A 22,786-nucleotide genomic window follows, 5' to 3' on the forward strand; every position below is an offset into this window, starting at 1 on the left:
AGTCATGGCCAAGGTCCTGTTGTTCGGTCGCCTGAGCGACGTCGCCGGCTGGCGCTCGCGCGAGCTCGAAGCGGACTCGATCGCCGCGCTGACGGCCCTGCTGTCGGGCGAGGACGCCGACCTTGCCGAGGCCCTGGCCCGGCCGGGCGTCCAGGTCGCGCTCGACCAGGAGATCGTCCGCGGCGACGCGGCGCTGACCGCGCGGTCGGAGGTCGCCTACCTGCCGCCGATGAGCGGCGGATGATCAGCCTGACCGACCAGCCGTTCGAACCCGGCGCGCTGCTGACCGCCTTCAGCCAAGGTCGCAGCGAGACCGGCGCCATCGCCACCTTCACAGGCCTGGCCCGCGCCGAGCGCGGCGCGACCACGACCCTGGAGCTCGAGGCCTATCCCGGCTTCACCGAGGCCGCGATCGGCAAGATCGCGGACGAGGCCAAGACCCGCTTCGCGCTCGACGACTTCCAGATCGTGCACCGGGTCGGCGCCATCGCGCCCGGCGAGCCGATCGTCTTCGTGGCCACCGCCGCCACCCACCGCCGCGCGGCCTTCGAGGCCTGCGATTTCCTGATGGACTACTTGAAGAGCCGCGCCCCCTTCTGGAAGAAGGAGACCGGCCCCGACGGCTCGCGCTGGATCGAACCGCGCGACCAGGATCACGCCGACATCGCCCGATGGGAGAGCACCAAGCCATGAACGCCTTCACCCCCGGCGGCCGCATCGACGAGAGCCAGGCGATCAAGCCGGTCCGCATCGCCGTGCTGACCGTCTCCGACACCCGCGACGAGGAAAGCGACACCTCGGGCCACGTGCTCGCCGAGCGGATCAAGGCCGCCGGCCACGAGCTGGCCGACAAGGGCATCGTCAAGGACGACGTCGCCCAGATCCGCGAGCAGATCAAAGCCTGGGTCGCGTCCGGCAGCGTCGATGCGATCATCACCACCGGCGGCACCGGCATCACCGGCCGCGACGTGACGCCCGAAGCGGTCGAGCCGTTGTTCGACAAGAAGATCGACGGCTTCTCGGTGATCTTCCATCTGGTCAGCTACCAGTCGGTCGGCCTCTCGACCCTGCAGAGCCGCGCGGTCGCGGGCATCGTCGACGGCGTGTTCGTGTTCTGCCTGCCGGGCTCCAACGGCGCGGTGAAGGACGGCTGGGACAAGGTGATCTCGGCCCAGCTCGACAGCCGCCATGGCCCCTGCAACATGGTCGAGCTCATGCCGCGTCTGCTCGAGCAGTAGGTGAGCAAGCTCACCCACATCGACGAGACCGGCCGCGCCCATATGGTCGACGTCTCCGAAAAAGCCGTCACGTCGCGCGAGGCGACCGCCGAGGGCTTCGTGCGCATGGACGCCGCCACCCTGGCGCTGGCGCTGTCGGGCGACGCCAAGAAGGGCGACGTGCGCGCCACCGCCGAGATCGCCGGGATCATGGCCGCCAAGAAGACCTCTGACCTGATCCCGCTCTGCCACCCGCTGGCGCTGAGCAAGGTCGAGGTCCGCGTGGCTCCGGCCGAGGGCGGCCTGGCGGTCACGGCCCGGGTGAAGACCTCGGGCCAGACCGGCGTAGAGATGGAGGCGCTGACCGCCGTCTCGGTCGCCTGCCTGACGGTCTACGACATGCTGAAGGCGGCCGACAAAGGCATGACCATCGAAAACGTGCGCCTGCTGACCAAGAGCGGCGGCAAGTCCGGCGACTGGGCCCGCGCATGAAGCTGATGCCCGTCGAGGACGCCCGCGCGGCGATGCTGGCGGAGGTCTCCCCGCTGGCCGGCGAGACCATCGCGCTGAAGACCGCCATCGGCCGAGTGCTGGCCGAGGACGTGACGGCGGTCCGTCACCAGCCGCCGTTCGACGCCTCGGCCATGGACGGCTGGGCGCTGCGCAGCGCCGACGCTCCCGGGACCCTGGCCATCGTCGGCGAGAGCGCCGCCGGCCACGGCTACGAAGGCGAGCTTCAGCCCGGCCAGGCGGTGCGGATCTTCACCGGCGCGGCGATGCCGGCCGGCGCCGACACCATCGTCATCCAGGAGGACGCGACCCGCGAGGGCGAGCACGTCACGGTCCCGGCCTCCGCGCCCGGCGCCAACCTGCGCCCCGCCGGCGGCGACTTCAAAGCCGGCCAGGCGCTGCTGGGCGCCGGAACCCGCATCGATCCCTGGCGGTTGTCCCTGGCGGCCTCCGCCGGGCGCGCCGAAGTCCTCGTCCACGCCCGGCCGCGGGTGGCGATCGTGTCCACCGGCGAGGAGATCGTCGAGGCGCCGGCCGCGCCGGGCCCCTACCAGATCTACGATTCCGGCGCGCCGGCCCTTGCCGCCATGGTGGACGGCTGGGGCGGCGCGGCCTTCAAGTGCAAACCGGTGCGCGACGAGCTGGACGCGGTGATCGGCGCCCTGCGCGCCGCCGACGCCGACCTCATCGTCACCGTCGGCGGCGCCTCGGTCGGGGACCATGACCTGGTGCGCGCGGCGGCCGGCGCATTGGGCCTCTCGCTCAAGGTCGCCAGCGTCAATGTCCGCCCCGGCAAGCCGACCTTCTTCGGGGTGCTCGGCGACGGGCGCCGGATGCTGGGCCTGCCGGGCAACCCGGCCTCGGCCTTCGTCTGCGCCGAACTGTTCCTGAAACCCATCGTCATGAAGATGCAGGGCGGGGCGGAAAACCTGCCGATGGCCAGCGCCAAGGCCGCCCTGCCGATGGCCGCCAACGGCTCGCGCGAGCACTGGATGCGCGCCAAGCTCAGCTACGTCGACGGCGCGCTGGTCGCCGAGCCCTACCGCGACCAGGACTCCTCGCTGGTCAGCGTCTTCGCCGCCGCCGACGCCCTGCTGCGCCGCCCGGCCAACGCCCCGGCCCTGGCCGCCGGCGACCTGGTCGAGGTACTGCCGCTGGCGCGGGGCTAGGCCTACAAATTCCTCCCCCGCTGGGGGAGGTGGATCGATGCAAGGCATCGAGACGGAGGGGGACTGCTCTCAAGCGGCAGTCAAAGTCCCCCTCGGCCAGCCATTCGGCTGACAGGTCCCCCAGAGGGGGAGCAATTGCGTCGTTCTAAGCCGTCGCCCGCTTCGGGGTCGCCTTGCGCGGCTCCTCGGCCAGGCGCGCGTGGCGCAGGGCGGTGATCTCGCCGATCACCGACAAAGCCACCTCCCAGGGGGCCTTACCGCCGATGTCGAGCCCGATCGGGGCGTGCAACTGCTGCAGCCGCGCCTCGGAAAACCCGGCCGCGCGCAGCGGGGCCAGGCGCTCGGGCAGGCGCTTGCGGGCGCCCAGAAGGCCGACATAGCCGGCGTCGGACGGCAGCGCCGCTGCCAGGGCCTCGCGGTCCATGTCGAGATTGTGGGTGGCGATGGCGATCGCGGTCCAGGCGTCGGTCCCGATCGCCGCCAGGGCCTGCGCCGGCTCATCGCGGCGATAGGCGATCCCAGCGATCGGCGGCGGGCTCTGCGGGCCCTTGGGGCGGACCAGCGTCGTCTCCATCCCTGACTGGACGCCGAGCTGGGCGATGGCCAGGGCGGTCGGGTCGGCCCCGAACACCACCAGCCGCGGGGTCGGCTCATAGGCCTGGACGATGGCCCCCTCCCAGGGGCTCGGCGCGGTCCCGCAGGCGCGGCGGACCCCGTCGCTGACCCAGACCACCGGCCGGCGGGCCTGATGGGCGGCGAGCAGTTCGATGAGCGCCGGATCGTCGGGGGCCACGCGCTCGACGAAGATCTCGATCCGCGCGCCGCAGAGCAGCTGGATGTCGGGCCAGGGGCTGCCTGCCCCGTAGACGAGCCGCCGGGGCTGTCCGTCGTCCAGGCAGGCGAAGGCGTGATCGGCCACGTCGCTCTCCACGCAGCCGCCGGAAAAGTAACCGGAGACGATGCCGTGAGCGAACACCATCTGGGTCCCCGGCGGACGCGGACCGCCGCCTTCGACCGAGGTCAGGGTGGCCAGGGCCAGCGGAAAATTCCCTTGCTGGGCTTGGGCTAGCGCGGGGCGGACGTCGTCGGCCATGCCGAACATCGGCCATTCGGGGAGCGGCTCTCGCATGGCTCGACTTTAACTCCCTGGAAAGGTCCTAGACACCGCTTCTTTAGGCATTGCCGTGAAGATGGCGCTTCATCGCTTCCGTATCCAGCGTCTCCGGCTTCATGATCTCACCGCTCTCCAAGCTCGGCCTCGGCTCCGCACAGTTCGGTCTGGACCAGACCACGCTGGTGCGCGGCCGCGCGCCCAAGGCCGAAGCCCGGGACATCCTGGACATCGCCGCGCGCGCGCAATTGCCGGTGCTGGACGTGGACGGCCATTCGGCGGTCGCCGAGGCGGCGCTGGGCGAATCCCTGCCGCGCCCGACCCCGTTCCGCATTTCGATCTCGACCGTGCGCCCCGACCGCGGCCCAGACTATGTCGAGGCCGAGGCCCGCAACACCCTGCGCCGGCTGGGCGTAGAGCAGGCCGACGCCATCCTGGTGCCCTGCGCCGCCGACCTGTTCGGCCCGCACGGCATGGCCCTATGGAACCGCCTGCGGGCGATGAAAGACGCCGGCTTGACCCGCAAGATCGGGGTGTCGGTGTTCGCCTCCGACGATCCGCTGGGCGTCGCCCGCCGGTTCCGCCCGGACATCGTCCAGGCCCCGGCCTCGCTGCTCGACCAGCGGCTGCTGATCGACGGCACCCTGGCCGCGCTGGCCGGCCTGGGCATCGAAGTTCACCTGCGCTCGATCTTCCTCAACGGCCTGCTGTTCCTGCCGCCGGACCGCGCCCCGACCCACCTGAAGGCCGCCGCCAGCCGCATCTCGCGCGCCCGCCGGCTGATCGCCGAGGGCCGTTCGGACCCGCTGCAGGCGGCGCTGGGCTTCGCTCTCTCGCGCGTCGAAGCGGCCACTGTGCTGGTCGGCGTGACCTCGGCCGCCGAGCTGTCGGCGGTGATCGCCGCAGCCTCCAGCCCGCCGCCGGACCTCGACTGGGACGAAATGGCGATCGACGATCCGGTCGCCCTCGATCCCCGCGCCTGGGCCGCCGCCTAACGCTTGGCCCAGACCCCGAACGGGTCGACGAAATCCTTGCCGAGCGCGTGCGCTACCGCCGGATGGGTGACCGCGCCCTTCAGCACGTTCAGCCCCTTGGCCAGGTGCGGATTGTCCCGCAGCGCCTCCAGCCCGCGGTCGGCCAGCGCCAGGCCGAACGGCAGGGTCGCGTGGACCAGCGCCTCCGACGACGTGCGCGGCGCGGCTCCCGGCATATTGGCCACGCAGTAGTGTACGACGCCGTCGACCACATAGGTCGGCTCGGCGTGGGTGGTCGGGTGCGAGGTCTCGAAACAGCCGCCCTGGTCGATCGAGACGTCGACCAGCACCGAGCCGGTCTTCATCTTTTTCAGGTGCTCGCGGCGGACCAGCTTGGGCGCCGAGGCCCCCGGGGTCAGCACCGCGCCGATCACCACGTCGGCCTTCAGCACCTCCTCCTCGACCGCATCGAGCGTCGAGTACCGGGTCAGGATCCGTCCCTGAAAGAGGTCGTCGATCTGGCGCATCCGCGGGATCGAGCGCTCCAGCACCACCACCTCGGCCCCCAGGCCCGCGGCCATGCGCGCGGCGTTGATGCCGACCACGCCGCCGCCCAGCACGCAGACCCGCGCCGGCGGCACGCCGGGCACGCCGGAGATCAGCAGCCCCATGCCGCCGTTGTGCTTGAGCAGGGTCTCGCCGGCCGAGAACACCGCGATCCGGCCTGCCACCTCCGACATCGGGGCCAGCAGCGGCAGCCCGCCGGCCGCGTCGGTCACCGTCTCATAGGCGATCGCCGCGCAGCCCGAGGCCAGCAGGCCCTCGGCCTGCTCCGGGTCCGGCGCCAGGTGCAGATAGGTGAAGAGGATATGGTCCTGGTTCAGCCGCGCCCATTCGGGCGGCTGCGGCTCCTTGACCTTCACGATGAGCTTGCTGGCGGAGAAGATCGCCTCGGCGTCGGCGACGATGGCGGCCCCGGCCCGGCGATAGGCCTCGTCGGCATAGCCGGCCCCGGTCCCGGCGCCGGCCTGGACGGCGACCTCGTGACCGCGCTCGACATACTCGCGGACGGCGGTGGGCGTCAGGCCCACCCGATGCTCGTTCGGCTTGATCTCGCTGGGAACGCCGACCTTCATGCAGCCGCCTCCGTCAAGGTTTGAGCCCCCACGGCATAGGATGGCCTATCGGTCTTGGGTTCAACCCAGGACGCAGGCGGCCATGCCCTCGCGGTTGATGGTCCCGGCCGCCTTGCCGATCTTGCCCGAGCGACGCTTCACATAAGGCCCCGGCGTCGCCGCCTTCCACTTCAACGGGCTGGGCAGGATCGCCGCCAGCCGCGCAGCCTGGGCGGGGGTGAGCTTGGCGGCGCTGACCCCGAAGTTCTTCTGGGCGGCGGCCTCGGCGCCATAGACGCCCGGGCCCCACTCGATGGAGTTGAGGTAGACCTCCATGATCCGCTGCTTGCCCCAGATCACTTCGATCAGCACCGTGAAGTAGGCCTCCAGCCCCTTACGGACATAGGAGCGGCCGGGCCAGAGGAAGACGTTCTTGGCGGTCTGCTGGCTGATGGTCGAGCCGCCGCGCAGCTTCTTGCCCTTGGCGTTGGCCTCGTAGGCCTTTTCGATCGCCTGGAAGTCGAAGCCGTTGTGGTCGCAGAACTTGGCGTCCTCGGCGGCGATCACCGCCCGCACCAGCCGCGGCGAGATCTCGTCCAGCGGCTTCCAGCGACGATCGAACCCGCGGCCCTCGGTCACCCGCTGAACCATCAGCCAGGTCACCGGCGGCGGCACGAACCGGTAGATGGCCGTGACCATCACCGGGCCGATCAGGCCGAAGATCAGCACCAGCACGAACAGACCGCCGATCAGCCGCCCGAACAACCCCTTCGACGCTTTCGCCAAGACCCTTGCCCTTACCCCACGGCCGGATAGTAGCGATGCTTCGAGCCACGTTTCCGGTCAAGCCGCCGCAAGGACGCAATCTGTTGAACGTTTCCGACGCCGTCGCCGCCCGCATGTCCGTCCGCGCCTTCAAGCCGGACGTCCCCTCGGCCGCCGTGGTCCGCGAGATCCTGGAGGCGGCGGCCCGCGCCCCGTCCGGCGGCAACCTGCAGCCCTGGCGGGTCTACGCCCTGGCCGGCGCGCCGCTGGCGCAGCTGAAGGCGCAGGTCGCAGCCAATCCGATGGGCGAGACGCCCGAGTACGACGTCTATCCGCCCAACCTTTGGGACCCCTTCCGCACCCGCCGCTTCCAGAACGGCGAGGACCTCTATGCGACGATCGGCATCCCGCGCGAGGACAAGCCCGCGCGCCTGCGCCAGCTGGCCAAGAACGGCGAACTGTTCGGCGCCCCGGTGGGATTGTTCTTCTGCCTGGACCGCAAGCTCGGGCCGCCGCAGTGGTCGGACCTGGGCATGTACATGCAGACGGTGATGCTGCTGGCCACCGAGCGCGGGCTGGACACCTGCGCCCAAGAATACTGGGCGCGCTATCCGCAGACCCTTGCCGGCCTGCTCGGCCTGCCGGACGACCACATGGTGTTTTCCGGCATGGCGCTGGGCTGGCGCGACGACGCCGCGCCGATCAACACCCTGCGCGCCGCCCGCGATCCGTTCGAGACCTGGGGCGAGTTGCGAGGGTTCGAAAGCTAGACGCTCACCACGCCGGCCGCGCCGTCCTCGTCGCCCCAGGCGACGCGGGTCCCATCCTTGCTCATCGCCAGGGCGGCGATCGCCGCGCCCTTCTCGGCCTTGAGCGGCACGATCCGCTGGCCGGTCAGGTCGCAGGCCCAGACCCGGCCGTCGTCCAGCCCGGCGCAGACCCACTGGCCGCCCGGCATGCCGTCGACCCGAACGACCATCGCGCTCTCGTCGAACCCGACCTCGGCCGCCTGCTTGCCCATCGGGCCGGTCGCGCCTGCGAACGGCCAGGCCACCAGGCCGTTGGCGCCGGACGTGATCAGCAGCTGCCCCTTGGTGATGAAGGTCATGCTTTTGACCTTCACCGGATAGCCGCCCATGCGCAGGTTCTTCTCGTCGGCGACCCGCCAGCCGTGCAGGGCGTTCTCCTGCATGGCCGACATCAGGAACTTGCCGTCGGGACTGAAGGCCAGGCCCACATGGCTGCCGGCCCACTTCAGGACATAGGGCTTCTGCTCGGCGATCTTGGCGTACCAAAGCCAGGCGCCGCCATAGGTCGCCGCGGCGACGCGGCGACCCTTGGGATCGAACACCACGGCGGCCACCGACTTCTCGTGCGTGAAGGTGCGGCTGAAGGCCGGATCGGCGCTATCGCGGATATGCAGGTCCTTGCCGGCCGAGAAGGCGATCAGCTTGGAGTCCGCCGAGGCGTCGACCGAGTCGATCCAGCGACCGGGGATCTTGGCGATCTCGACAGCGCCGGAGGTCCGCGACCAGACGACGCGTCCGTCGTCGCCGCCGGTGATCAGGCCTTCGCCGCTGGGGTGCAGGCAGGCGCAGAGAATCGCCCCGTCGTGGGCTTCGATCTGCTCACCCGACTCGAATCGGACGGTGCCGTCGCCGAGGGCGAACAGGGCCTTGCCGTCCTTTCCGAAAAGGGCCGCGGTGACATAGGCGTCAAACTGGAAAGTCATGGCAGGGGTCATACCTGCCTAACATTGGTCTTGGCGAGAGGCGGAATCACTCGGATTCACGCCTGGCAAACAGGCGCCGAGCAGAGCAGGCGGTCTGATGGACGCATCTTCGCAGGTTCGGGCTTTACAAGCGCATTTTGTTTAGCGAAGGGTGTCGCTGACTGTGCGGCGGCCCCAGTGTAGGGGCCCTAGGGAAGGAAATTCATATGGGTGCGAAGCTGGGAGGCGGAGGCGGCGGCAAGTTCGACCTCGGCCAAAACAGCGACATCAACGTCACGCCCTTCGTGGACGTGATGCTGGTGCTCCTCATCATCTTCATGGTGTCGATCCCCGCGGCGACGGTGTCGATTAAGCTCGACCTGCCGCCGGCGATCCCGCCGCCCCCGGGTACGAAGGTCGAAGAGCCGACGCTGATCAATGTTCAGCAAGGCGGCAAGCTGTTCATCGGCGACGTGCCGACCAGCCTCGACACGCTGCCCGCGGATCTGACCCGTATCCTGGCTTCGCCGGAACCGACCGAAGAGCGCGTCTACATCCGCGCCGACCGGACCGTTCGCTACGGCGACTTCATGGCGGTGATGAACACGCTGCAGGGCAACGGCTTCTTCCAAGTCGCCCTGATCAACGAAGAGCTCTAAGCAGCCCTTCGGACGAAATAGAAAGGCCCGCCCAGGGAAACCCGGGCGGGCCTTTTCTTTGCTCCTCTTCCGTCATCCCCGGCGCGGCCGAGGATGACGATCTTGTGGAGACGTCAGGCCGCGCAGGCCTCGAAGCCCTCGCGCAGCTTGGCCTCGTCGAGGTTGCGGCCGATGAACACCAGCCGGCTGTAGCGCTTGTCGCCGCCCTTCCACTGCCCTTGGAAGTCGCCCTCCAGGATCATGTGAACGGCCTGGAACACCAGGCGGCGGTCCTCGCCCTGGACGTCGAGGATGCCCTTGGCGCGCAGGATGTCCGGCCCCTGGTCCTGCAGGACCTGGTTCAGCCAGTTGGTCACCCGTTGCCCGTGGATCGGCTTGTCGAGCGTGAGCGAGATGCCGCGTATGCCCGCTGCCGCCGCATGGTCCTCATGATCATGGTCGTGGTGACCGTGGTCATGATCGTGGTGATGATGATGGTCGTGATCATGGTCGCAGTCCTCGTCGTGAACGTGGCCCGGTTCGCCGTGGGCGGGATTTAGGAATTCCGGCTGCACCTCGGTGATGCGGGCCAGGTCGAAGCTGCCGCGGCCGAGAATCGCCTCGAGCGGCACCTGAGAGCGTTGGGTGCGGTGGATCGGGGCCAGCGGGTTCAGCCGGCGGATCGACGCCTCGACCGCGCGCAACTCGTCCTCGGTGACGAGGTCGGTCTTGTTCAGCACGATCTGGTCGGCGAAGGCGATCTGCTCGACCGCTTCCTTGGAGTCAGCCAACCGCAGCGGCAGGTGCTTGGCGTCGACCACGGTGGTGACGCTGTCGAGCTGGGTCTTGGCCTTCACGTCGTCGTCGACGAAGAAGGTCTGGGCCACGGGGCCCGGATCGGCCAGGCCGGTGGTCTCGACGACGATGGCGTCGAACTTGCCCTTGCGCTTCATCAGGCCCGAGAGCACGCGGATCAGGTCGCCGCGCACGGTGCAGCAGACGCAGCCGTTGTTCATCTCGAAGACTTCTTCGTCCGCGCCGACGATGAGGTCGTTGTCGATCCCCACTTCGCCGAACTCGTTGACGATGACGGCGTACTTCTTGCCGTGGTCCTCGGTGAGGATGCGGTTCAAGAGCGTGGTCTTGCCGGCGCCGAGATAGCCGGTGAGGACGGTGACGGGGGTCTTGTCGGTCATGGACGTCATCTAGTCACTGATCGTGGCGAAGGGAACAGTCTGCGGCTATCGACCGCTTGACCACTATATAGGTGTTATCGAATAACACCGCGCCCCCGGCCTGCCGTCGGAGCGTGACAACTCCAGTTCCGGCGCCCATATCGGCGCGCGCGCTCCCCGATCGCCGCTATATAAGAGCCCTCGTGACCGCCTCCGCCCCCGAACGCCAAGGACAGATGGACGCCTTCCGGGGCGACCGCGTCTATCTGGGCGCCGACCACGCCCGCAACGAGCGGCGGACCTGGCTGGTGGCGGCGATCTGCGTGCTGACCCTGGCCGCCCAGATCGGCGGCGGCCTGGCCTTCAACTCCATGGCCCTGATCGCCAACGGCGTACACATGGCCGCCCACGTCGCCGCTCTGGTCGTGGCGGCCGGCGCCTACCGGATGGCGCGGCGCTACGCCCAGGATCATCGCTTCTCGTTCGGCACCGGCAAGCTCGGCTACCTGGCCGGGTTCGCCAACGCCGCGGTGCTGGCGATCAGCGCCGTGCTGGTGGCGATCGAAAGCGGGCGGCATATGCTCTCGCACGCCCCCGTCGCCTACGACGGGGCGCTGGCCCTGGCCGGTCTGGCGTTGGCGATCAACCTGATCTGCGTGTGGCTGCTGCGCCCCGCCCACGCGCACGCCCATGATCGCGACGGCGACCTCAACCTTTCGGCCGCGCACCTGCACCTGGCCGGCGACGCGGCGGTCTCGGCGCTGGCCATCGTCGGCCTCGGGCTCGGACGCGTGTTCGGCTGGGCCTGGGCGGACGGCCTGGCGGGCCTGGCCGGCGCGGCGCTGCTGGCCCACTTCGCCTGGAGACTGATGGTCCGCACCGGCTCGGTGCTGCTGGACATCAATCCTTCGCCCGAACTGACCGCCGAAATCCGCAAGCGCATGGAGAGCGGCGGCGAGCGCCTGCTCGACCTGCACCTCTGGCGGCTGGGTCCTGGCCACCACGCGGCCATCGTCGTCGTCGAGGCGCGCGAGGCCGTGGCGGCCGAAATCTACCGCGCCCGGCTTGCCGGCTTGCCGGGTTTGAGCCACGTCACGGTAGAAACACGCCAGGCGCGTTGACTCTCAACAGTCCCTCTGTATAAGTCCGCGCCTCTCGCCCGCGGGCTATCTCGCGGGCGCTATCCATTTTGCTATAGTCCAAGGCGCCAACGATGTACGCGGTGATCAAAACCGGCGGAAAGCAGTACCGGGTTCAAGCCGGTGACCTGCTGGTCGTCGAAAAGCTCGACGGTGAACCGGGTGCGGAAGTCGCGTTCGGCGACGTCCTCCTGCTCGGCGATGGTGAGGCCATCACGGTCGGCGCTCCGCTGGTCGACGGCGCGACCGTCTCCGCCACGCTGATCGAGACCCGCCGCGGCGAGAAGATCAAGATCTTCAAGAAGATCCGTCGTCAGGGCTATCGCCGCACCCGCGGTCACCGCCAGTCGGAAACCGTGCTGCGCGTGACCTCGATCGCCGGCGCCGGCAAGACCGCCAAGTGGGACGGCACTGTCGACCTGACCTCGAAGGCCCTGCTGGACGCTCGCGCCCGCAACCTGAAGAACGTGGTCGCCGAACTGGAAGCCGCCGCCGCTCCGGCCCCGGCCGAAGCTCCGGCCAAGAAGGCTGCGCCGAAGAAGGCCGCCGCCAAGAAGTCTGACGCCGCCGAATAAGCGCGCACTAGAGAGTTAGGAGAGAGCTATGGCTCACAAGAAATCTGGCGGCTCTTCGCGCAACGGTCGCGACTCGGCTGGCCGCCGCCTCGGCGTGAAGAAGTTCGGTGGTGAAGCTGTCGTCGGCGGCAACATCATCGTGCGCCAGCGCGGCACGAAGTTCTTCCCGGGCGACAATGTCGGCATCGGCAAGGACCACACCCTCTTCGCGACCGCCGCCGGCGCCGTGAAATTCGTGACCAAGCGCGACGACCGCACCTACGTGAACGTGATTGTGGCCCAAGCGGCTGAATAATCAGGCGAACCTCTTGAAACCGGGTTCGCCGTAAGGCGGACCGGGCAGAGTGCTTCCGAGGGGGAGTCCGGACCGCCGGACTCCCCCTCTTTGCGTTCTGGGGCCCCGACAGAGGGCCGGGAGGTAGACGATGTGTGCGATCGAACTGGAGCCCGTCATCACGACGCAGCGGCTGCGGCTGCGTAAGGCCCGCAAGGCAGACGCAGCCCGCCTGGCGACCTACGCCAACGACTTCGACGTGGCCCGCATGACCACCGGCATGCCCTATCCCTATGGGATCGAGCACGCCGAAGGCTTCCTGGAAAAGGCCAGCGAGGCCGACCCCGCCCGCGAGGCGGTGTTCGTCATCGACCATCCCGAGCATGGCGCGATCGGCGTGCTCGGCTTCGACGCCCGCGACGGCGGCGAACGCGAGATCGGCTACTGGGTCGGCAGGCCGCACTGGGGCCAGGGCTATGCGTCCGAGGCCGCCAGCGGCGCGCTGGTCTGGGCGCACCGGACCTGGGGCCGGCGCTACATGCACGCCGGCCACTTCGCCGACAACCCGGCCTCGGGCCAGGTGCTCTGCAACGCCGGCTTCCTCTACACCGGCGACGTCGAGCTGCGCCCGTCGATCGCCCGGGGCGGCCAGACCACCCCGACCCGGATGATGGTGTGGCTGGCCTGAGGCCACACACGCGATGAATCGAAGCGCCCCGCGGCCGCAAGGCTCGACGGGGCGCTTCCCATGCTACAAAAGGCCCCGATGAAGTTTCTCGACCAGTGCAAGATCTACATCCGCTCCGGAAACGGCGGCGGCGGCGCTGTGTCGTTCCGGCGCGAGAAGTACATCGAGTACGGCGGCCCTGACGGCGGCGACGGCGGCAGCGGCGGCGACGTCTGGATCGAGGCCGTCGAAGGCCTCAACACCCTGATCGACTACCGCTACACCCAGCACTTCAAGGCCGGCACCGGCATCCACGGCATGGGCCGCAACCGCCATGGCGGGGCCGGCGACGACGTGGTGCTGAAAGTCCCCGTGGGCACCGAGGTCCTCGACGAGGACAAGGAAACCCTGATCGCCGACATGAACGTGGCCGGCAAGCGCATCCTGCTGCTCAAGGGCGGCAACGGCGGCTGGGGCAACGACCGCTTCAAGGGCCCGATCAACCAGGCTCCGCGTCACGCCAATCCCGGCCAGGAAGGCGAGGAGCGCTGGATCTGGCTGCGGCTGAAGCTGATCGCCGACGTCGGCCTGGTCGGTCTGCCCAACGCCGGCAAGTCGACGTTCCTGGCCGCGGCCAGCGCCGCCAAGCCGAAGATCGCCGACTACCCGTTCACGACCCTGGCTCCCAACCTCGGCATGGTCGACCTGTCGCCCAGCGAGCGGTTCGTGCTGGCCGACATTCCCGGCCTGATCGAAGGCGCCTCGGAAGGCGCCGGGCTCGGCACCCGCTTCCTCGGCCACGTCGAGCGCACGGCGGTGCTGATCCACCTGGTCGACGCGACCCAGACCGACGTCGCCGAAGCCTGGCGCACCGTCCGCGGCGAGCTCGAAGCCTATGGCGAGGAGCTCGGCGACAAGACCGAGATCGTCGCCCTCAGCAAGATCGACGCCCTCGACGACAGCGTGATCGAGATGCAGCGCGAGGCGCTGGAGGAAGCCACCGGCCGCAAGGTCCGCCTGGTCTCCGGCGTGTCGGGCAAAGGCGTCGTCGAACTGCTGCGCGAGGCCTACGGCATGGTCCGCGAGCGCAAGGCGGAGATCGCCCAGGAAGAGGCCGACCAGGCCGGCGGAACGGGCTGGACCCCGTGAGCGGCCTGGGGGAGGCCAAGCGCGTCGTCGTCAAGGTCGGCTCGGCCCTCGTGGCCGGCGAGGCCGGCCCCGACTCGGCCTGGCTCTCGGCCTTCGCCGCCGACGTCGCGCGGCTGCGCGCCCGTGGCCAGCAGGTGCTCGTCGTGTCGTCCGGCGCCGTGGCGCTGGGCCGCCGCCGGCTCGCCATGGGCCGCCGCAAGCTGACCCTGCCGGAAAAGCAGGCCTGCGCCGCCGCCGGCCAGTCGGAACTGATGCGGGCCTGGGAAGAGGCGCTCGAGCCCCACGGCCTGGTCACCGCCCAGGTGCTGCTCACCCGCGACGACACCGAGATCCGCAGCCGCTGGCTCAACGCCCATGCGACGCTGACCACCCTGCTGTCCCTGGGCGTCATCCCGGTGGTCAACGAGAACGACACCGTCGTCACCGAAGAGATCCGCTACGGCGACAACGATCGGCTCGCCGCCCGCGTCGCCCAGATGATCCGCGCCGAGGCCCTGGTCCTGCTGTCGGACATCGACGGCCTCTACACCGCCGACCCGCGCAGCAATCCCGCCGCCGAGCATCTGCCGCGCATCAGCCAGCTGACGCCGGAGATCGAGGCCATGGCCGGCGGCGCCAACGCCAGCGCCGGGGTCGGCACCGGCGGCATGGCCACCAAGATCATGGCCGCCCGCATCGCCCAGTCGGCCGGCTGCGCCACCATCATCACGCTCGGCCGGCGTCCGGCGCCGTTGGCGGCGATCGAGGCTGGCGACAAGGCGACGGTGATCGAGCCGTCGGTCTCGGTCGCGGCCGCGTACAAGGCCTGGATCGCCGGCTCGCTGGCGACCTCGGGCGCCGTGATCGTCGATGACGGCGCAGCCAAGGCGCTGGCCACCGGCAAGAGCCTGCTGGTCGCCGGCATGCTTGCGGTCGAGGGCCGCTTCGGCAAGGGCGACGCCGTGGTCGTAGTCGACGAGGCCGGCCGCGAGATCGGCCGCGGCCTTGCCCGCTACGACTCCGAGGACGCCGGGCGCATCCGCGGCCTGAAGTCCGACGCCATCGAGGGCGTGCTAGGCTTCACCTACGGCCCGATGATCCACGCCGACGACCTGGCGCTGGCGGCGCGAACGCCAGCCTGACCGACGATTGCGGATTTGCGACAGGCCCTAAAGGGGCCTACTAAACCTCAAACTGAGCATTAGGGGCGCGTAGTGGACGACGCGGCGGCGAGCACCAAGGCCGAGACGGGAGCCCGGACGGGCAAGCTGGAGACGCTGGTCGCCGGCATGCCGATCCCGTTCGGGGGCGATCGCGTCGCCTACGTCTCCGACAAGCTGGCGGCGGCCTTCCAGCCGGGCGACCGGCTGGTGGTGGTCCAGGAGACCGGCGACCTGCTGCACGTCCCCGCCCCCGTCCAGGCGATCGCCGCCGGCGCCGTGGGCCGCGCGCACGCAGCCTTCGGCCAGCTGGCCCAGGTCAGCGACGAGGCCATCACCGCCTTCTTCGCCGCCTTCGCGGGCAACCTCGCCGACGACGGCGCCTGGAGCGCCATCGCCAAGGCCAACGCCGACGACGTCGCCCGCGCCCAGGCCCGCGGCCGCTCGACCACCCGCCTGGCGGTCAACGCCGCGATGCGCGCCGACATGATCGCCGGCCTGCAGGTCTGGCAGAACGCCAAGGTCGGCCGCGGCCGGCTGGTCGAACGCGTCGAGCATCCCGGCTGGAGCGTCGAGCAGGTCGCAGCGCCCTTGGGCGTGGTCGGCTTCATCTTCGAGGGCCGCCCCAACGTCTTCGCCGACGCCACCGGCGTCCTGCGCACCGGCAACACCGTGGTCTTCCGCATCGGCTCCGATGCGCTGGGCACCGCGCGCGCCATTGTCGAGCACGCCCTTGATCCGGCGATCGAGGCCGCGGGCCTGCCGCCGGGTTCGGCCGCCCTGGTCGACAGTCCCGAGCACGCCGCCGGCTGGGCGATGTTCTCCGATCCGCGCCTGGCCCTGGCGGTCGCCCGCGGCTCCGGCCCGGCCGTGGCCCAACTGGGCGCCATCGCCCGCCAGGCCGGCGCGCCGGTCAGCCTGCACGGTACGGGCGGCGCCTGGATGGTGGCCGCCGCCGACGCCGATCCGGCCCGCTTCAAGGCCGCCGTCTACCACTCGCTCGACCGCAAGGTCTGCAACACGCTCAACGTCTGCGCCATCGTCCGCGAGGCGGCCGACGTGCTGGTCCCGGCCTTCCTCGAGGCGCTGGACCTGGCGGGCGAGCGCCGCCGCAATGTGAAGCTGCACGTGGTCGAGGGCTCGGAAGGCGCCCTGCCCGCCGCCTGGCGCGAGGCGCGCGTGGTCGTCGGCCGGGCCGAGGGCGACGTCGACGAGCCCAAGGTCGAGCTGCTCGCCGAGCACGACCTGGCCCGCGAGTGGGAGTGGGAAGAAACCCCGGAGCTGACCCTGGTGCTGGTGGACAGTGTCGAGGCCGCCGCCGACCTCTTCAACCGCTACAGCCCGCAGTTCGCCGCGAGCCTGATCTCGCAGGACGCCGCCGCGCACGAACGCTTCTACGGAGCCGTCAACGCGCCGTTCGTCGGGGACGGCTTCACCCGCTGGGTCGACGGCCAGTTCGCCCTCGACCGCCCCGAGCTCGGCCTTTCCAACTGGGAGCACGGCCGCCTGTTCGCCCGCGGCGGCGTGCTGTCCGGCGACGGGGTGTTCACCGTCCGCGCCCGGGTCCGCCAGAGCGACCCAAACCTCGACCGCAATCCGGCCACGGCGAAGACGCTTTGAGATCCGGGGACGTCCATGTGGTTCGCCGGCCCCGCTAGGCGCCGGCCCGTAGCGGGGCGTCCGGGGGCCCTGCGGCTCGGCTTCGATCTGAAGCCGGGGATGCGCGTGGGCCTTTACGGCGGCTCGTTCAATCCGGCCCACGAGGGTCACGCCCACGTCGCCGAAACCGCCCGCCGGCGCCTGCAGCTCGACCGGGTGATCTGGCTGGTCTCGCCGCAGAACCCGTTGAAGACCGCGCGCGAGACCGCGCCGCTGGCCGAACGCATAGCCGGCGCCCGGGCTGTGGCGCACGGCCGCAGCATGATCGTCAGCGACGCCGAGACCCGGTTTGGCTCGCAGTACACCATCGACACCATTCGCGCCCTGAAGGCTCGCTTTCCGGGCGTGGACTTCGTCTGGATCATGGGCGCCGACAGCCTGGCGACGTTCCACCGCTGGCGCGGCTGGACCCAGATCATGGCCGAGGTGCCGGTCGCCGTGGTCTCGCGACCCTGGATTTCGCTGAAAAGCCGCTCCTCGCCGGCGGCGCGACGTTTCGCCCACACCCGGGTGTCGCTGCTGGAGGCCAAGCTGCTGCCGGGCGCCAGTCCGCCGCGCTGGGTTTTCCTTACCGGGCCTCTGAATTTTCAGTCCTCGACAGCCCTGCGCGCGCGCCAGGCCAAATAGCCGCATGTCACGTTCCGCCCCCGCCGGGAACGTTCGCGGCGCTGTTGGCTTGAAGACTCGAGACGCTGGGCTGACCAACGCGCCCAATCCGTGCTATGGCTCTCCCAGCGAGGCAACAAAGGAGCGACCCCGCTGAGCCCTGACCCTGCGCCTAGAGCGCACGAAGCCCCGGTTTCCGGCGCTTCTTCCGACCCCGAGGCGAAGATCGTCGCCCTCGGCGAAATGATCCTGCAGCGCCTCGACGATGATAAGGCGCAGGACGTCGTCTTCATCGATCTGAAAGGCAAAAGCGCCGTGGCCGACGCCCTGATCGTGGCGTCCGGGCGTTCGCACCGTCATGTCGGCGCGATGGCCGACCACCTGCTGCGCGCGCTGAAGGAAGAAGGCCTGGGCAAAGCCCGGGTCGAAGGCCTGCCGCACTGCGACTGGGTGCTGATCGACACCGGCGACGTGATCGTCCACCTGTTCCGCCCGGAAGTGCGCCAGTTCTACAACATCGAGAAGATCTGGTCGGTCGACTCCGCGCACCGCACGCCGACGAGCTAGCGCCTGAAGATCTCGATCCTTGCGGTGGGCCGGCTGCCGCGCTCGCCGGAAGTCGAGTTGGTGAAGCTCTATGTCGATCGTGCCTCCGCGGCCGGTCGTTCGCTGGGCCTCGGTCCCGTCGAGGTGATCGAGGTCGAGGCCCGCAAGCCGGGCAAGGGCCCGGAGGCCGAGGTGCTGCGACCGCACCTGGAAGGCGCCCACGTCATCGCCTGCGACGAGCATGGCACGGCCCGGGCCTCACGCGCCTTCGCCGGCGAGATCGCGCGCCTGCGCGATGACGGCGCACGACGGCTGGTGTTCGTGATCGGCGGCGCAGACGGTCTGGATCCGGCGTTGCTCGCCGCCGCCCACGGCAAGCTGGCCTTCGGGCCGCAGACCTGGCCCCACGCCCTGGCTCGCGCCATGCTGGCCGAGCAAGTCTACCGCGCCGTCACCATCCTGGCCGGCAGCCCCTATCATCGCGATTGAGGGCGCGCGGGGCTCAGTCTATCCCTGATGCGATGATGCGCCGCGGCGTCCTCCTGACCAGCACCTGCGCCGCCGCCGCGACCCTGGCGGCCGGCGCGATCGCCTATGCGGCCACCGAGAGCCAGGCCCGGCTGGAACGGCTCAACGTCCGCGAGACGGTGCTGAGCGCCGAACAGGGTCGCAACCTCAATCGGATGGCGCGGCTGCTGACCGCCCTGGCCCAGTTCCGCCGCGATCCGCCGCCGGCCCTGCTGGTCAGCCCCGGCGACGCCACCGACGCGGTGCGCGCCGCCATCCTGGTCAAGGCGATCACCCCCGAACTGCAGAAGCGCGCCAAGGTCTACGCCGCCGAAGCGGGCGAGATCGCCCGCCAGCGTCGGCTCGCGGCGGTGGCCAGCGAGGCGCTGTTCACCTCGGACTCCGAGCTGGCCGAACGCCGCGAGCGGCTGGAAGCCACCCCGCCAGGCGCGGCGCCGGTCGAAAGTGGCCCGATCACGCCGCCGATCCGCCTGCTGGCCCCCGTGAAAGGCAAGCTGGTCCAACGCTACGGCGCGCCGCTGACCGGCGGCGGAGAGGCGTCAGGCGTCACTCTGGCGGCCGACCACGGCGCCTCGGTCGCGGCGCCCGACGCCGGGCTGGTTCAGTTTGTAGGCCCCGTTAAGGGGTGGGGGACTATTTTGATCTTGCGGCTGGCCGGGGGCTACCATCTGGTGTTGGCTGGCCTTGATCGAACGACGGTCGGGGTCGGTCAATCGGTCGCGGCGGGCGCGCCTGTCGGGTGGATGACGGATGGACGAAACTCCCCATCTGAACTCTATCTGGAGGTCCGCGAACGCGGGGTCCCGGTCGACCCGGCCAGATGGCTGGACGGGTCGAGCTGAAAATACGAACCAATTCCGCCGGATTCGTCGCGGAACATCGGTTCAGGAATTCCGGTGCGGCGCCGTTTCGTCGCCAAGGGAGGCTTCAAGGCCTGACATGCGTAAGTATCTTCTGATCGGGGCTTCGGCCTTCGTGCTCGGCGCCGGCTCCATGGCCTATGTGAGCCAGCAGGCCCTCGCCTCGGCCCAGGCGCCGAAGGTGAAGACCTACAAGATGCTCGAGCTGTTCGGCGACGTGCTCGACACCGTCGAGCGCCAGTACGTCACCGAGGTCGACGACCAGAAGCTGATCGAGGCGGCCATCGACGGCATGCTGACCTCGCTCGATCCGCACTCGGGCTATCTGAACCCCGACTCCTTCGACGACATGCGCGATCAGACGCGCGGCGAATACGGCGGCCTCGGGCTCGAGGTCACCAGCGAAGAAGGCGTGGTCAAGGTCATCTCGCCGATGGACGGCACCCCCGCCTTCAAGGCCGGCGTGAAGCCCGGCGACTTCATCACCGCGGTCAACGGCGAGAGCGTGCTCGGCCTGTCGGTCAACGAGGCCGTCAAGCAGATGCGCGGCAAGCCCGGCGAAGCGGTCACCCTGACCATCGCCCGCGAGAAGTCCGACCCATTCGACGTCAAGATCGTCCGCGAGGTGATCAAGCCCAAGTCCGCCACCGCCAAGATGGAAGGCGACTACGGCTACCTGCGTGTTTCGGGCTTCAACGAGAAGACCACCGACGAGGCCGAGGCGGCCCTGGCCGAGCTCAAGGCCAAGAACCCGAAGATGAAGGGTCTGATCCTCGACCTGCGCAACAATCCGGGCGGCCTGCTCGACCAGGCGGTCGGCATCTCGGACATGTTCCTGGAAGGCGGCGAGATCGTCTCCCAGCGCGGCCGCGATCCGCGCGACATCGAGCGCTACAACGCCCGCGCCGGCGACGTGACCGGCGGCCTGCCCATGGTCGTGCTGGTGAACTCCGGTTCGGCCTCGGCGGCGGAAATCGTCGCCGGCGCGCTGCAGGACCGCAAGCGCGCCGAGGTGGTCGGCCTGACCACCTTCGGCAAGGGTTCGGTGCAGACCGTGATCCCGCTGCGCGGCGGCATGGACGGCGCGCTGAAGCTGACCACGGCGCGCTACTACACCCCCTCGGGCCGCTCGATCCAGAAGACCGGCATCGAACCGGACCTGGAGGTGGCCGAGACCCGCGACCAGGCCCAGCGCATCGCCAATCGCGCCTTCCAGTTCTCGGAAGCCTCGTTCCGCAACGCGCTGAACGCCGAGGAAGGCAAGGCCCGCCGCGGCGCTCACATTCCCGCCGAAGCCCCGCCGAGCGGCTTCGACGAGGACAAGGGCGACTTCCAGCTGGCCCGCGCCATGGACGTGCTGAAGTACGGTTCGGTGGCCGCGACGCCCAAGCTTCCGAAGCCCGAACCGAAGATGGCTGCGGTGGTCTCGCCGAAGGGCGCGACGGCCCTCGAAAAGGCCTCTCCCGACAAGAAGTAGGCGGCCAAAACGCCGGCGCAGAGAGTTAATTGAAAGTTAACGGAAATCGCGCCGGCGTTCACTGTATAAGTCGTTTGTTAACCATATTCGCGGACGCTCCAATGCCGGAACGTTCCGTGATCATGTGATGTTTTCGAAGAAGCACCTCGCCCCTGCGATCGCCGCCCCTGCGCCGGCCCCTCCGCTCTCCGAAACCGCGCTGCGCGCGCTGGCCAACCCGTATGTCGGGGCCAGCGCGGCCGGCGCCGTTTTCCTCCTGGTGCTGCTGACCCTGGTCGCCCTGATCGGCGACCCCAAGGCCAGTTCGCCGGTCGTGCGGCTGTCGCTCGCCAAGATCGGCGGCGAAGCTGCGCCCGACGGCTGGCGCGAGGCCCTGGCCCGCGGCGGCGGGCAGCCGAGCGTGACCGAGGACATCTTCCGCCTTTCCGAGACCCCGATCGGCGCCGACGCCGCGATGGGCGAGGCGACCATCACTATGGAGGGCGGCGGCGCCTTCCATGCCGCCGACCCACTGCCCCAGGCCCCTCTGGCCGGCTTCCATTCGCAGGGCCCCAGCGGCCCGCTGCCGATCATCGCGGCCAACGGCAAGACCCCGGCTGAAGCCTACGCCCGCCCCTTCGCGCCCAACGGCCGCCCCAAGGTGGCGCTGGTGATCGGCGGCCTGGGCCTCAACGCCTCGGCCACCCGCCAGGCCATCGACACGCTGCCGCCGGAGATCACCCTGTCCTTCGTGCCCTATGCCGAGGGTCTGCAGGGCTGGATCGACCTGGCCCGCGCCGCCGGGCACGAAGTGCTGCTGGAGACTCCGATGGAGCCCAGCGACTATCCCGACAACGATCCGGGTCCCTACACCCTGCTGGCCGACTCGCCGGGGTCGGAGACCGTGAAGAAGCTGGAATGGGTGCTGTCGCGCGCCACCGGCTACTTCGGGGTCACCAACTATCTCGGCTCGCGGTTCATGACCTCAGACTCCGGCATGAACGCCTTCCAGACCGCCCTGCGCGGCCGCGGCCTGGTCTTCATCGACGACGGCCAGGCGGCGGGCCGCACCGGCCCGATGCGCGCCTCGGCGGCCCGCATCATCGACGAGCAGCTGTCCGGCCAGGCCATCGACCAGCAATTGCTGGCGATCGAGGCCGGCGCCCTGCAGCACGGCCAGGCGCTGGGCTCGGGCTTCGCCTATCCGGTGACGCTGTCTCAGGTCGCAAAATGGGCTGAATCGGTAGAATCTAGGGGCTATCAGCTGGCTCCGGCTTCCGCTTTGGCCACACGTCGCTAAATGGATTGAGATGACCGACCTGTCCGCCTACCGCCCGAACGTGGGAGTGGTGCTGTTCCACCCCGATGGACGCGTGTGGCTGGGTCGCCGGTTCCAGACCTCCGAGCCCTACAATTGGCAGTTCCCGCAGGGCGGCGTCGACGCAGGCGAGGACCTCTACCTCGCCGCCTGTCGCGAGCTGGCCGAAGAGACCGGGGTCGTCACCACCACCCTGCTCGGCCGCACCGACGGCTGGTTGGCCTACGACTTCCCAGCCGGCCACAACGGCTCGAAGATCGCCAAGGGCTGGAAGGGTCAGCGCCAGGTCTGGTTCGCCCTGCGCTTCGACGGCCAGGAAAGCGAGATCGACCTCAGCGGCCACGGCCACCCCGAGTTCGACGCCTGGCGCTGGGGCAGCCTCGACGAAGCGCCCGGCCTGGTCGTGCCGTTCAAGCGGGCCATCTACGAGACCGTGGTCCGGGCCTTCCAGGTCTTCACGGGCCAGCCCGGCCGCGCGGCCTGAC

27 protein-coding genes are annotated in these 22,786 nt (G+C 69.8%); 22 read left to right on the forward strand and 5 right to left on the reverse strand.

Going from position 1 to position 22,786, the window contains the following annotated elements:
* Positions 1-4 precede the first annotated feature (4 nt).
* Genes ACSQ2H_RS20480 through ACSQ2H_RS20500 form a run of 5 tightly spaced genes read left to right on the forward strand, consistent with a single transcriptional unit; the run spans position 5 to position 2,896 of the window.
* A complete protein-coding gene (locus ACSQ2H_RS20480; protein WP_436063208.1) occupies positions 5-244 on the forward strand; it encodes a MoaD/ThiS family protein in 240 nt (79 codons plus the stop codon).
* A complete protein-coding gene (locus ACSQ2H_RS20485; protein WP_436063209.1) occupies positions 241-693 on the forward strand; it encodes a molybdenum cofactor biosynthesis protein MoaE in 453 nt (150 codons plus the stop codon). The genes ACSQ2H_RS20480 and ACSQ2H_RS20485 overlap by 4 nt, the downstream gene beginning before the upstream one ends.
* Positions 690-1,238, forward strand: coding sequence for a molybdenum cofactor biosynthesis protein B (moaB, locus tag ACSQ2H_RS20490; RefSeq protein ID WP_436063210.1), 549 nt, complete (start codon positions 690-692; stop codon positions 1,236-1,238). The genes ACSQ2H_RS20485 and moaB overlap by 4 nt, the downstream gene beginning before the upstream one ends.
* Entirely contained in the window at positions 1,239-1,709 is a 471-nt protein-coding gene (moaC, locus tag ACSQ2H_RS20495) for a cyclic pyranopterin monophosphate synthase MoaC (RefSeq protein WP_436063211.1), read from the forward strand. It begins immediately after the preceding gene.
* Positions 1,706-2,896, forward strand: coding sequence for a molybdopterin molybdotransferase MoeA (locus ACSQ2H_RS20500; RefSeq protein ID WP_436063212.1), 1,191 nt, complete (start codon positions 1,706-1,708; stop codon positions 2,894-2,896). The genes moaC and ACSQ2H_RS20500 overlap by 4 nt, the downstream gene beginning before the upstream one ends.
* 145 nt (positions 2,897-3,041) lie before the next feature.
* Here the strand turns inward: ACSQ2H_RS20500 and ACSQ2H_RS20505 are convergent, their stop codons facing one another.
* Positions 3,042-4,025, reverse strand: a complete 984-nt coding sequence (locus tag ACSQ2H_RS20505) for an XdhC family protein (RefSeq protein ID WP_436063213.1) — start codon at positions 4,023-4,025, stop codon at positions 3,042-3,044.
* 101 nt (positions 4,026-4,126) lie between these two features.
* On the opposite strand from ACSQ2H_RS20505, the gene ACSQ2H_RS20510 reads away from it, so the two are divergent.
* Positions 4,127-5,002, forward strand: coding sequence for a bifunctional regulator KidO (locus ACSQ2H_RS20510; protein ID WP_436063214.1), 876 nt, complete (start codon positions 4,127-4,129; stop codon positions 5,000-5,002).
* Here ACSQ2H_RS20510 and ald read toward each other — a convergent pair.
* Together ald and mtgA are read right to left on the reverse strand one after the other, a co-directional pair.
* On the reverse strand, positions 4,999-6,117 hold the full coding sequence (gene ald, locus ACSQ2H_RS20515; protein WP_436063215.1) for an alanine dehydrogenase: 1,119 nt from the start codon (positions 6,115-6,117) through the stop codon (positions 4,999-5,001). The genes ACSQ2H_RS20510 and ald overlap by 4 nt on opposite strands.
* A 60-nt stretch (positions 6,118-6,177) precedes the next feature.
* Positions 6,178-6,882, reverse strand: a complete 705-nt coding sequence (mtgA, locus tag ACSQ2H_RS20520) for a monofunctional biosynthetic peptidoglycan transglycosylase (RefSeq protein ID WP_436063216.1) — start codon at positions 6,880-6,882, stop codon at positions 6,178-6,180.
* A gap of 83 nt (positions 6,883-6,965) precedes the next feature.
* On the opposite strand from mtgA, the gene ACSQ2H_RS20525 reads away from it, so the two are divergent.
* Positions 6,966-7,631 (forward strand): nitroreductase, encoded by a 666-nt coding sequence (locus tag ACSQ2H_RS20525; protein WP_436063217.1) that lies wholly within the window; start codon positions 6,966-6,968, stop codon positions 7,629-7,631.
* On the opposite strand, the gene ACSQ2H_RS20530 is transcribed toward ACSQ2H_RS20525, so the two are convergent.
* A complete protein-coding gene (locus ACSQ2H_RS20530; protein WP_436063218.1) occupies positions 7,628-8,593 on the reverse strand; it encodes a WD40 repeat domain-containing protein in 966 nt (321 codons plus the stop codon). The two genes, ACSQ2H_RS20525 and ACSQ2H_RS20530, sit on opposite strands and share 4 nt — an antisense overlap.
* 206 nt (positions 8,594-8,799) lie before the next feature.
* Between ACSQ2H_RS20530 and ACSQ2H_RS20535 the strand changes: the two genes are divergently transcribed.
* Positions 8,800-9,231 carry a biopolymer transporter ExbD gene (locus tag ACSQ2H_RS20535; protein ID WP_436063219.1) on the forward strand — a complete coding sequence of 144 codons (432 nt, stop codon included), beginning with the start codon at positions 8,800-8,802 and terminating at the stop codon, positions 9,229-9,231.
* A gap of 113 nt (positions 9,232-9,344) precedes the next feature.
* Here ACSQ2H_RS20535 and ACSQ2H_RS20540 read toward each other — a convergent pair whose 3' ends face one another.
* On the reverse strand, positions 9,345-10,415 hold the full coding sequence (locus ACSQ2H_RS20540; protein ID WP_436063220.1) for a CobW family GTP-binding protein: 1,071 nt from the start codon (positions 10,413-10,415) through the stop codon (positions 9,345-9,347).
* Between the two features lie 173 nt (positions 10,416-10,588).
* Between ACSQ2H_RS20540 and dmeF the strand changes: the two genes are divergently transcribed.
* From dmeF to ACSQ2H_RS20610, 14 genes are all read left to right on the forward strand, one after another.
* Positions 10,589-11,506, forward strand: a complete 918-nt coding sequence (gene dmeF, locus ACSQ2H_RS20545) for a CDF family Co(II)/Ni(II) efflux transporter DmeF (protein WP_436063221.1) — start codon at positions 10,589-10,591, stop codon at positions 11,504-11,506.
* Between the two features lie 92 nt (positions 11,507-11,598).
* Positions 11,599-12,099 carry a 50S ribosomal protein L21 gene (gene rplU, locus ACSQ2H_RS20550; RefSeq protein ID WP_436063222.1) on the forward strand — a complete coding sequence of 167 codons (501 nt, stop codon included), beginning with the start codon at positions 11,599-11,601 and terminating at the stop codon, positions 12,097-12,099.
* 28 nt (positions 12,100-12,127) lie between these two features.
* Positions 12,128-12,394, forward strand: coding sequence for a 50S ribosomal protein L27 (rpmA, locus tag ACSQ2H_RS20555; protein ID WP_436063223.1), 267 nt, complete (start codon positions 12,128-12,130; stop codon positions 12,392-12,394).
* A gap of 130 nt (positions 12,395-12,524) precedes the next feature.
* Entirely contained in the window at positions 12,525-13,061 is a 537-nt protein-coding gene (locus ACSQ2H_RS20560; RefSeq protein ID WP_436063224.1) for a GNAT family N-acetyltransferase, read from the forward strand.
* Between the two features lie 78 nt (positions 13,062-13,139).
* Positions 13,140-14,189: a GTPase ObgE gene (gene obgE, locus ACSQ2H_RS20565; RefSeq protein WP_436063225.1), complete on the forward strand. Its 1,050-nt coding sequence runs from the start codon at positions 13,140-13,142 to the stop codon at positions 14,187-14,189.
* Positions 14,186-15,310, forward strand: a complete 1,125-nt coding sequence (proB, locus tag ACSQ2H_RS20570; protein ID WP_436063226.1) for a glutamate 5-kinase — start codon at positions 14,186-14,188, stop codon at positions 15,308-15,310. Before obgE ends, proB begins: the two co-directional genes overlap by 4 nt.
* 72 nt (positions 15,311-15,382) lie before the next feature.
* Positions 15,383-16,948 (forward strand): aldehyde dehydrogenase family protein, encoded by a 1,566-nt coding sequence (locus ACSQ2H_RS20575; protein ID WP_436063227.1) that lies wholly within the window; start codon positions 15,383-15,385, stop codon positions 16,946-16,948.
* Positions 16,949-16,963: 15 nt separating this feature from the next.
* Positions 16,964-17,614 (forward strand): nicotinate-nucleotide adenylyltransferase, encoded by a 651-nt coding sequence (locus ACSQ2H_RS20580; protein WP_436063228.1) that lies wholly within the window; start codon positions 16,964-16,966, stop codon positions 17,612-17,614.
* Between the two features lie 132 nt (positions 17,615-17,746).
* Positions 17,747-18,160 (forward strand): ribosome silencing factor, encoded by a 414-nt coding sequence (gene rsfS, locus ACSQ2H_RS20585; protein ID WP_436063596.1) that lies wholly within the window; start codon positions 17,747-17,749, stop codon positions 18,158-18,160.
* Positions 18,161-18,163: 3 nt separating this feature from the next.
* Positions 18,164-18,628, forward strand: a complete 465-nt coding sequence (rlmH, locus tag ACSQ2H_RS20590; RefSeq protein WP_436063597.1) for a 23S rRNA (pseudouridine(1915)-N(3))-methyltransferase RlmH — start codon at positions 18,164-18,166, stop codon at positions 18,626-18,628.
* 35 nt (positions 18,629-18,663) lie between these two features.
* Positions 18,664-19,509 (forward strand): murein hydrolase activator EnvC family protein, encoded by an 846-nt coding sequence (locus ACSQ2H_RS20595; protein WP_436063229.1) that lies wholly within the window; start codon positions 18,664-18,666, stop codon positions 19,507-19,509.
* 97 nt (positions 19,510-19,606) lie between these two features.
* A complete protein-coding gene (locus ACSQ2H_RS20600; protein ID WP_436063230.1) occupies positions 19,607-21,004 on the forward strand; it encodes a S41 family peptidase in 1,398 nt (465 codons plus the stop codon).
* Positions 21,005-21,131: 127 nt separating this feature from the next.
* Positions 21,132-22,283, forward strand: coding sequence for a divergent polysaccharide deacetylase family protein (locus ACSQ2H_RS20605; protein WP_436063231.1), 1,152 nt, complete (start codon positions 21,132-21,134; stop codon positions 22,281-22,283).
* 10 nt (positions 22,284-22,293) lie between these two features.
* The gene (locus tag ACSQ2H_RS20610) at positions 22,294-22,785 is read left to right on the forward strand and encodes an RNA pyrophosphohydrolase (protein ID WP_436063232.1); all 492 of its coding nucleotides are present in this window, start codon (positions 22,294-22,296) and stop codon (positions 22,783-22,785) included.
* Position 22,786: the final 1 nt, after the last annotated feature.

The organism is Phenylobacterium sp. LjRoot97, from assembly GCF_964254345.1.
Taxonomy (GTDB): domain Bacteria; phylum Pseudomonadota; class Alphaproteobacteria; order Caulobacterales; family Caulobacteraceae; genus Phenylobacterium.

Coding starts and splice junctions, on each gene's coding strand:
- ACSQ2H_RS20480 (WP_436063208.1), top strand. CDS start 5: ATGGCCAAGGTCCTGTTGTTCGGTCGCCTGAGCGACGTCGCCGGCTGG.
- ACSQ2H_RS20485 (WP_436063209.1), top strand. CDS start 241: ATGATCAGCCTGACCGACCAGCCGTTCGAACCCGGCGCGCTGCTGACC.
- moaB (WP_436063210.1), top strand. CDS start 690: ATGAACGCCTTCACCCCCGGCGGCCGCATCGACGAGAGCCAGGCGATC.
- ACSQ2H_RS20500 (WP_436063212.1), top strand. CDS start 1,706: ATGAAGCTGATGCCCGTCGAGGACGCCCGCGCGGCGATGCTGGCGGAG.
- ACSQ2H_RS20505 (WP_436063213.1), bottom strand. CDS start 4,025: ATGCGAGAGCCGCTCCCCGAATGGCCGATGTTCGGCATGGCCGACGAC.
- ACSQ2H_RS20510 (WP_436063214.1), top strand. CDS start 4,127: ATGATCTCACCGCTCTCCAAGCTCGGCCTCGGCTCCGCACAGTTCGGT.
- ald (WP_436063215.1), bottom strand. CDS start 6,117: ATGAAGGTCGGCGTTCCCAGCGAGATCAAGCCGAACGAGCATCGGGTG.
- ACSQ2H_RS20530 (WP_436063218.1), bottom strand. CDS start 8,593: ATGACTTTCCAGTTTGACGCCTATGTCACCGCGGCCCTTTTCGGAAAG.
- ACSQ2H_RS20535 (WP_436063219.1), top strand. CDS start 8,800: ATGGGTGCGAAGCTGGGAGGCGGAGGCGGCGGCAAGTTCGACCTCGGC.
- ACSQ2H_RS20540 (WP_436063220.1), bottom strand. CDS start 10,415: ATGACGTCCATGACCGACAAGACCCCCGTCACCGTCCTCACCGGCTAT.
- rplU (WP_436063222.1), top strand. CDS start 11,599: ATGTACGCGGTGATCAAAACCGGCGGAAAGCAGTACCGGGTTCAAGCC.
- rpmA (WP_436063223.1), top strand. CDS start 12,128: ATGGCTCACAAGAAATCTGGCGGCTCTTCGCGCAACGGTCGCGACTCG.
- ACSQ2H_RS20560 (WP_436063224.1), top strand. CDS start 12,525: ATGTGTGCGATCGAACTGGAGCCCGTCATCACGACGCAGCGGCTGCGG.
- obgE (WP_436063225.1), top strand. CDS start 13,140: ATGAAGTTTCTCGACCAGTGCAAGATCTACATCCGCTCCGGAAACGGC.
- ACSQ2H_RS20580 (WP_436063228.1), top strand. CDS start 16,964: ATGTGGTTCGCCGGCCCCGCTAGGCGCCGGCCCGTAGCGGGGCGTCCG.
- ACSQ2H_RS20595 (WP_436063229.1), top strand. CDS start 18,664: ATGCGCCGCGGCGTCCTCCTGACCAGCACCTGCGCCGCCGCCGCGACC.
- ACSQ2H_RS20600 (WP_436063230.1), top strand. CDS start 19,607: ATGCGTAAGTATCTTCTGATCGGGGCTTCGGCCTTCGTGCTCGGCGCC.
- ACSQ2H_RS20605 (WP_436063231.1), top strand. CDS start 21,132: ATGTTTTCGAAGAAGCACCTCGCCCCTGCGATCGCCGCCCCTGCGCCG.
- ACSQ2H_RS20610 (WP_436063232.1), top strand. CDS start 22,294: ATGACCGACCTGTCCGCCTACCGCCCGAACGTGGGAGTGGTGCTGTTC.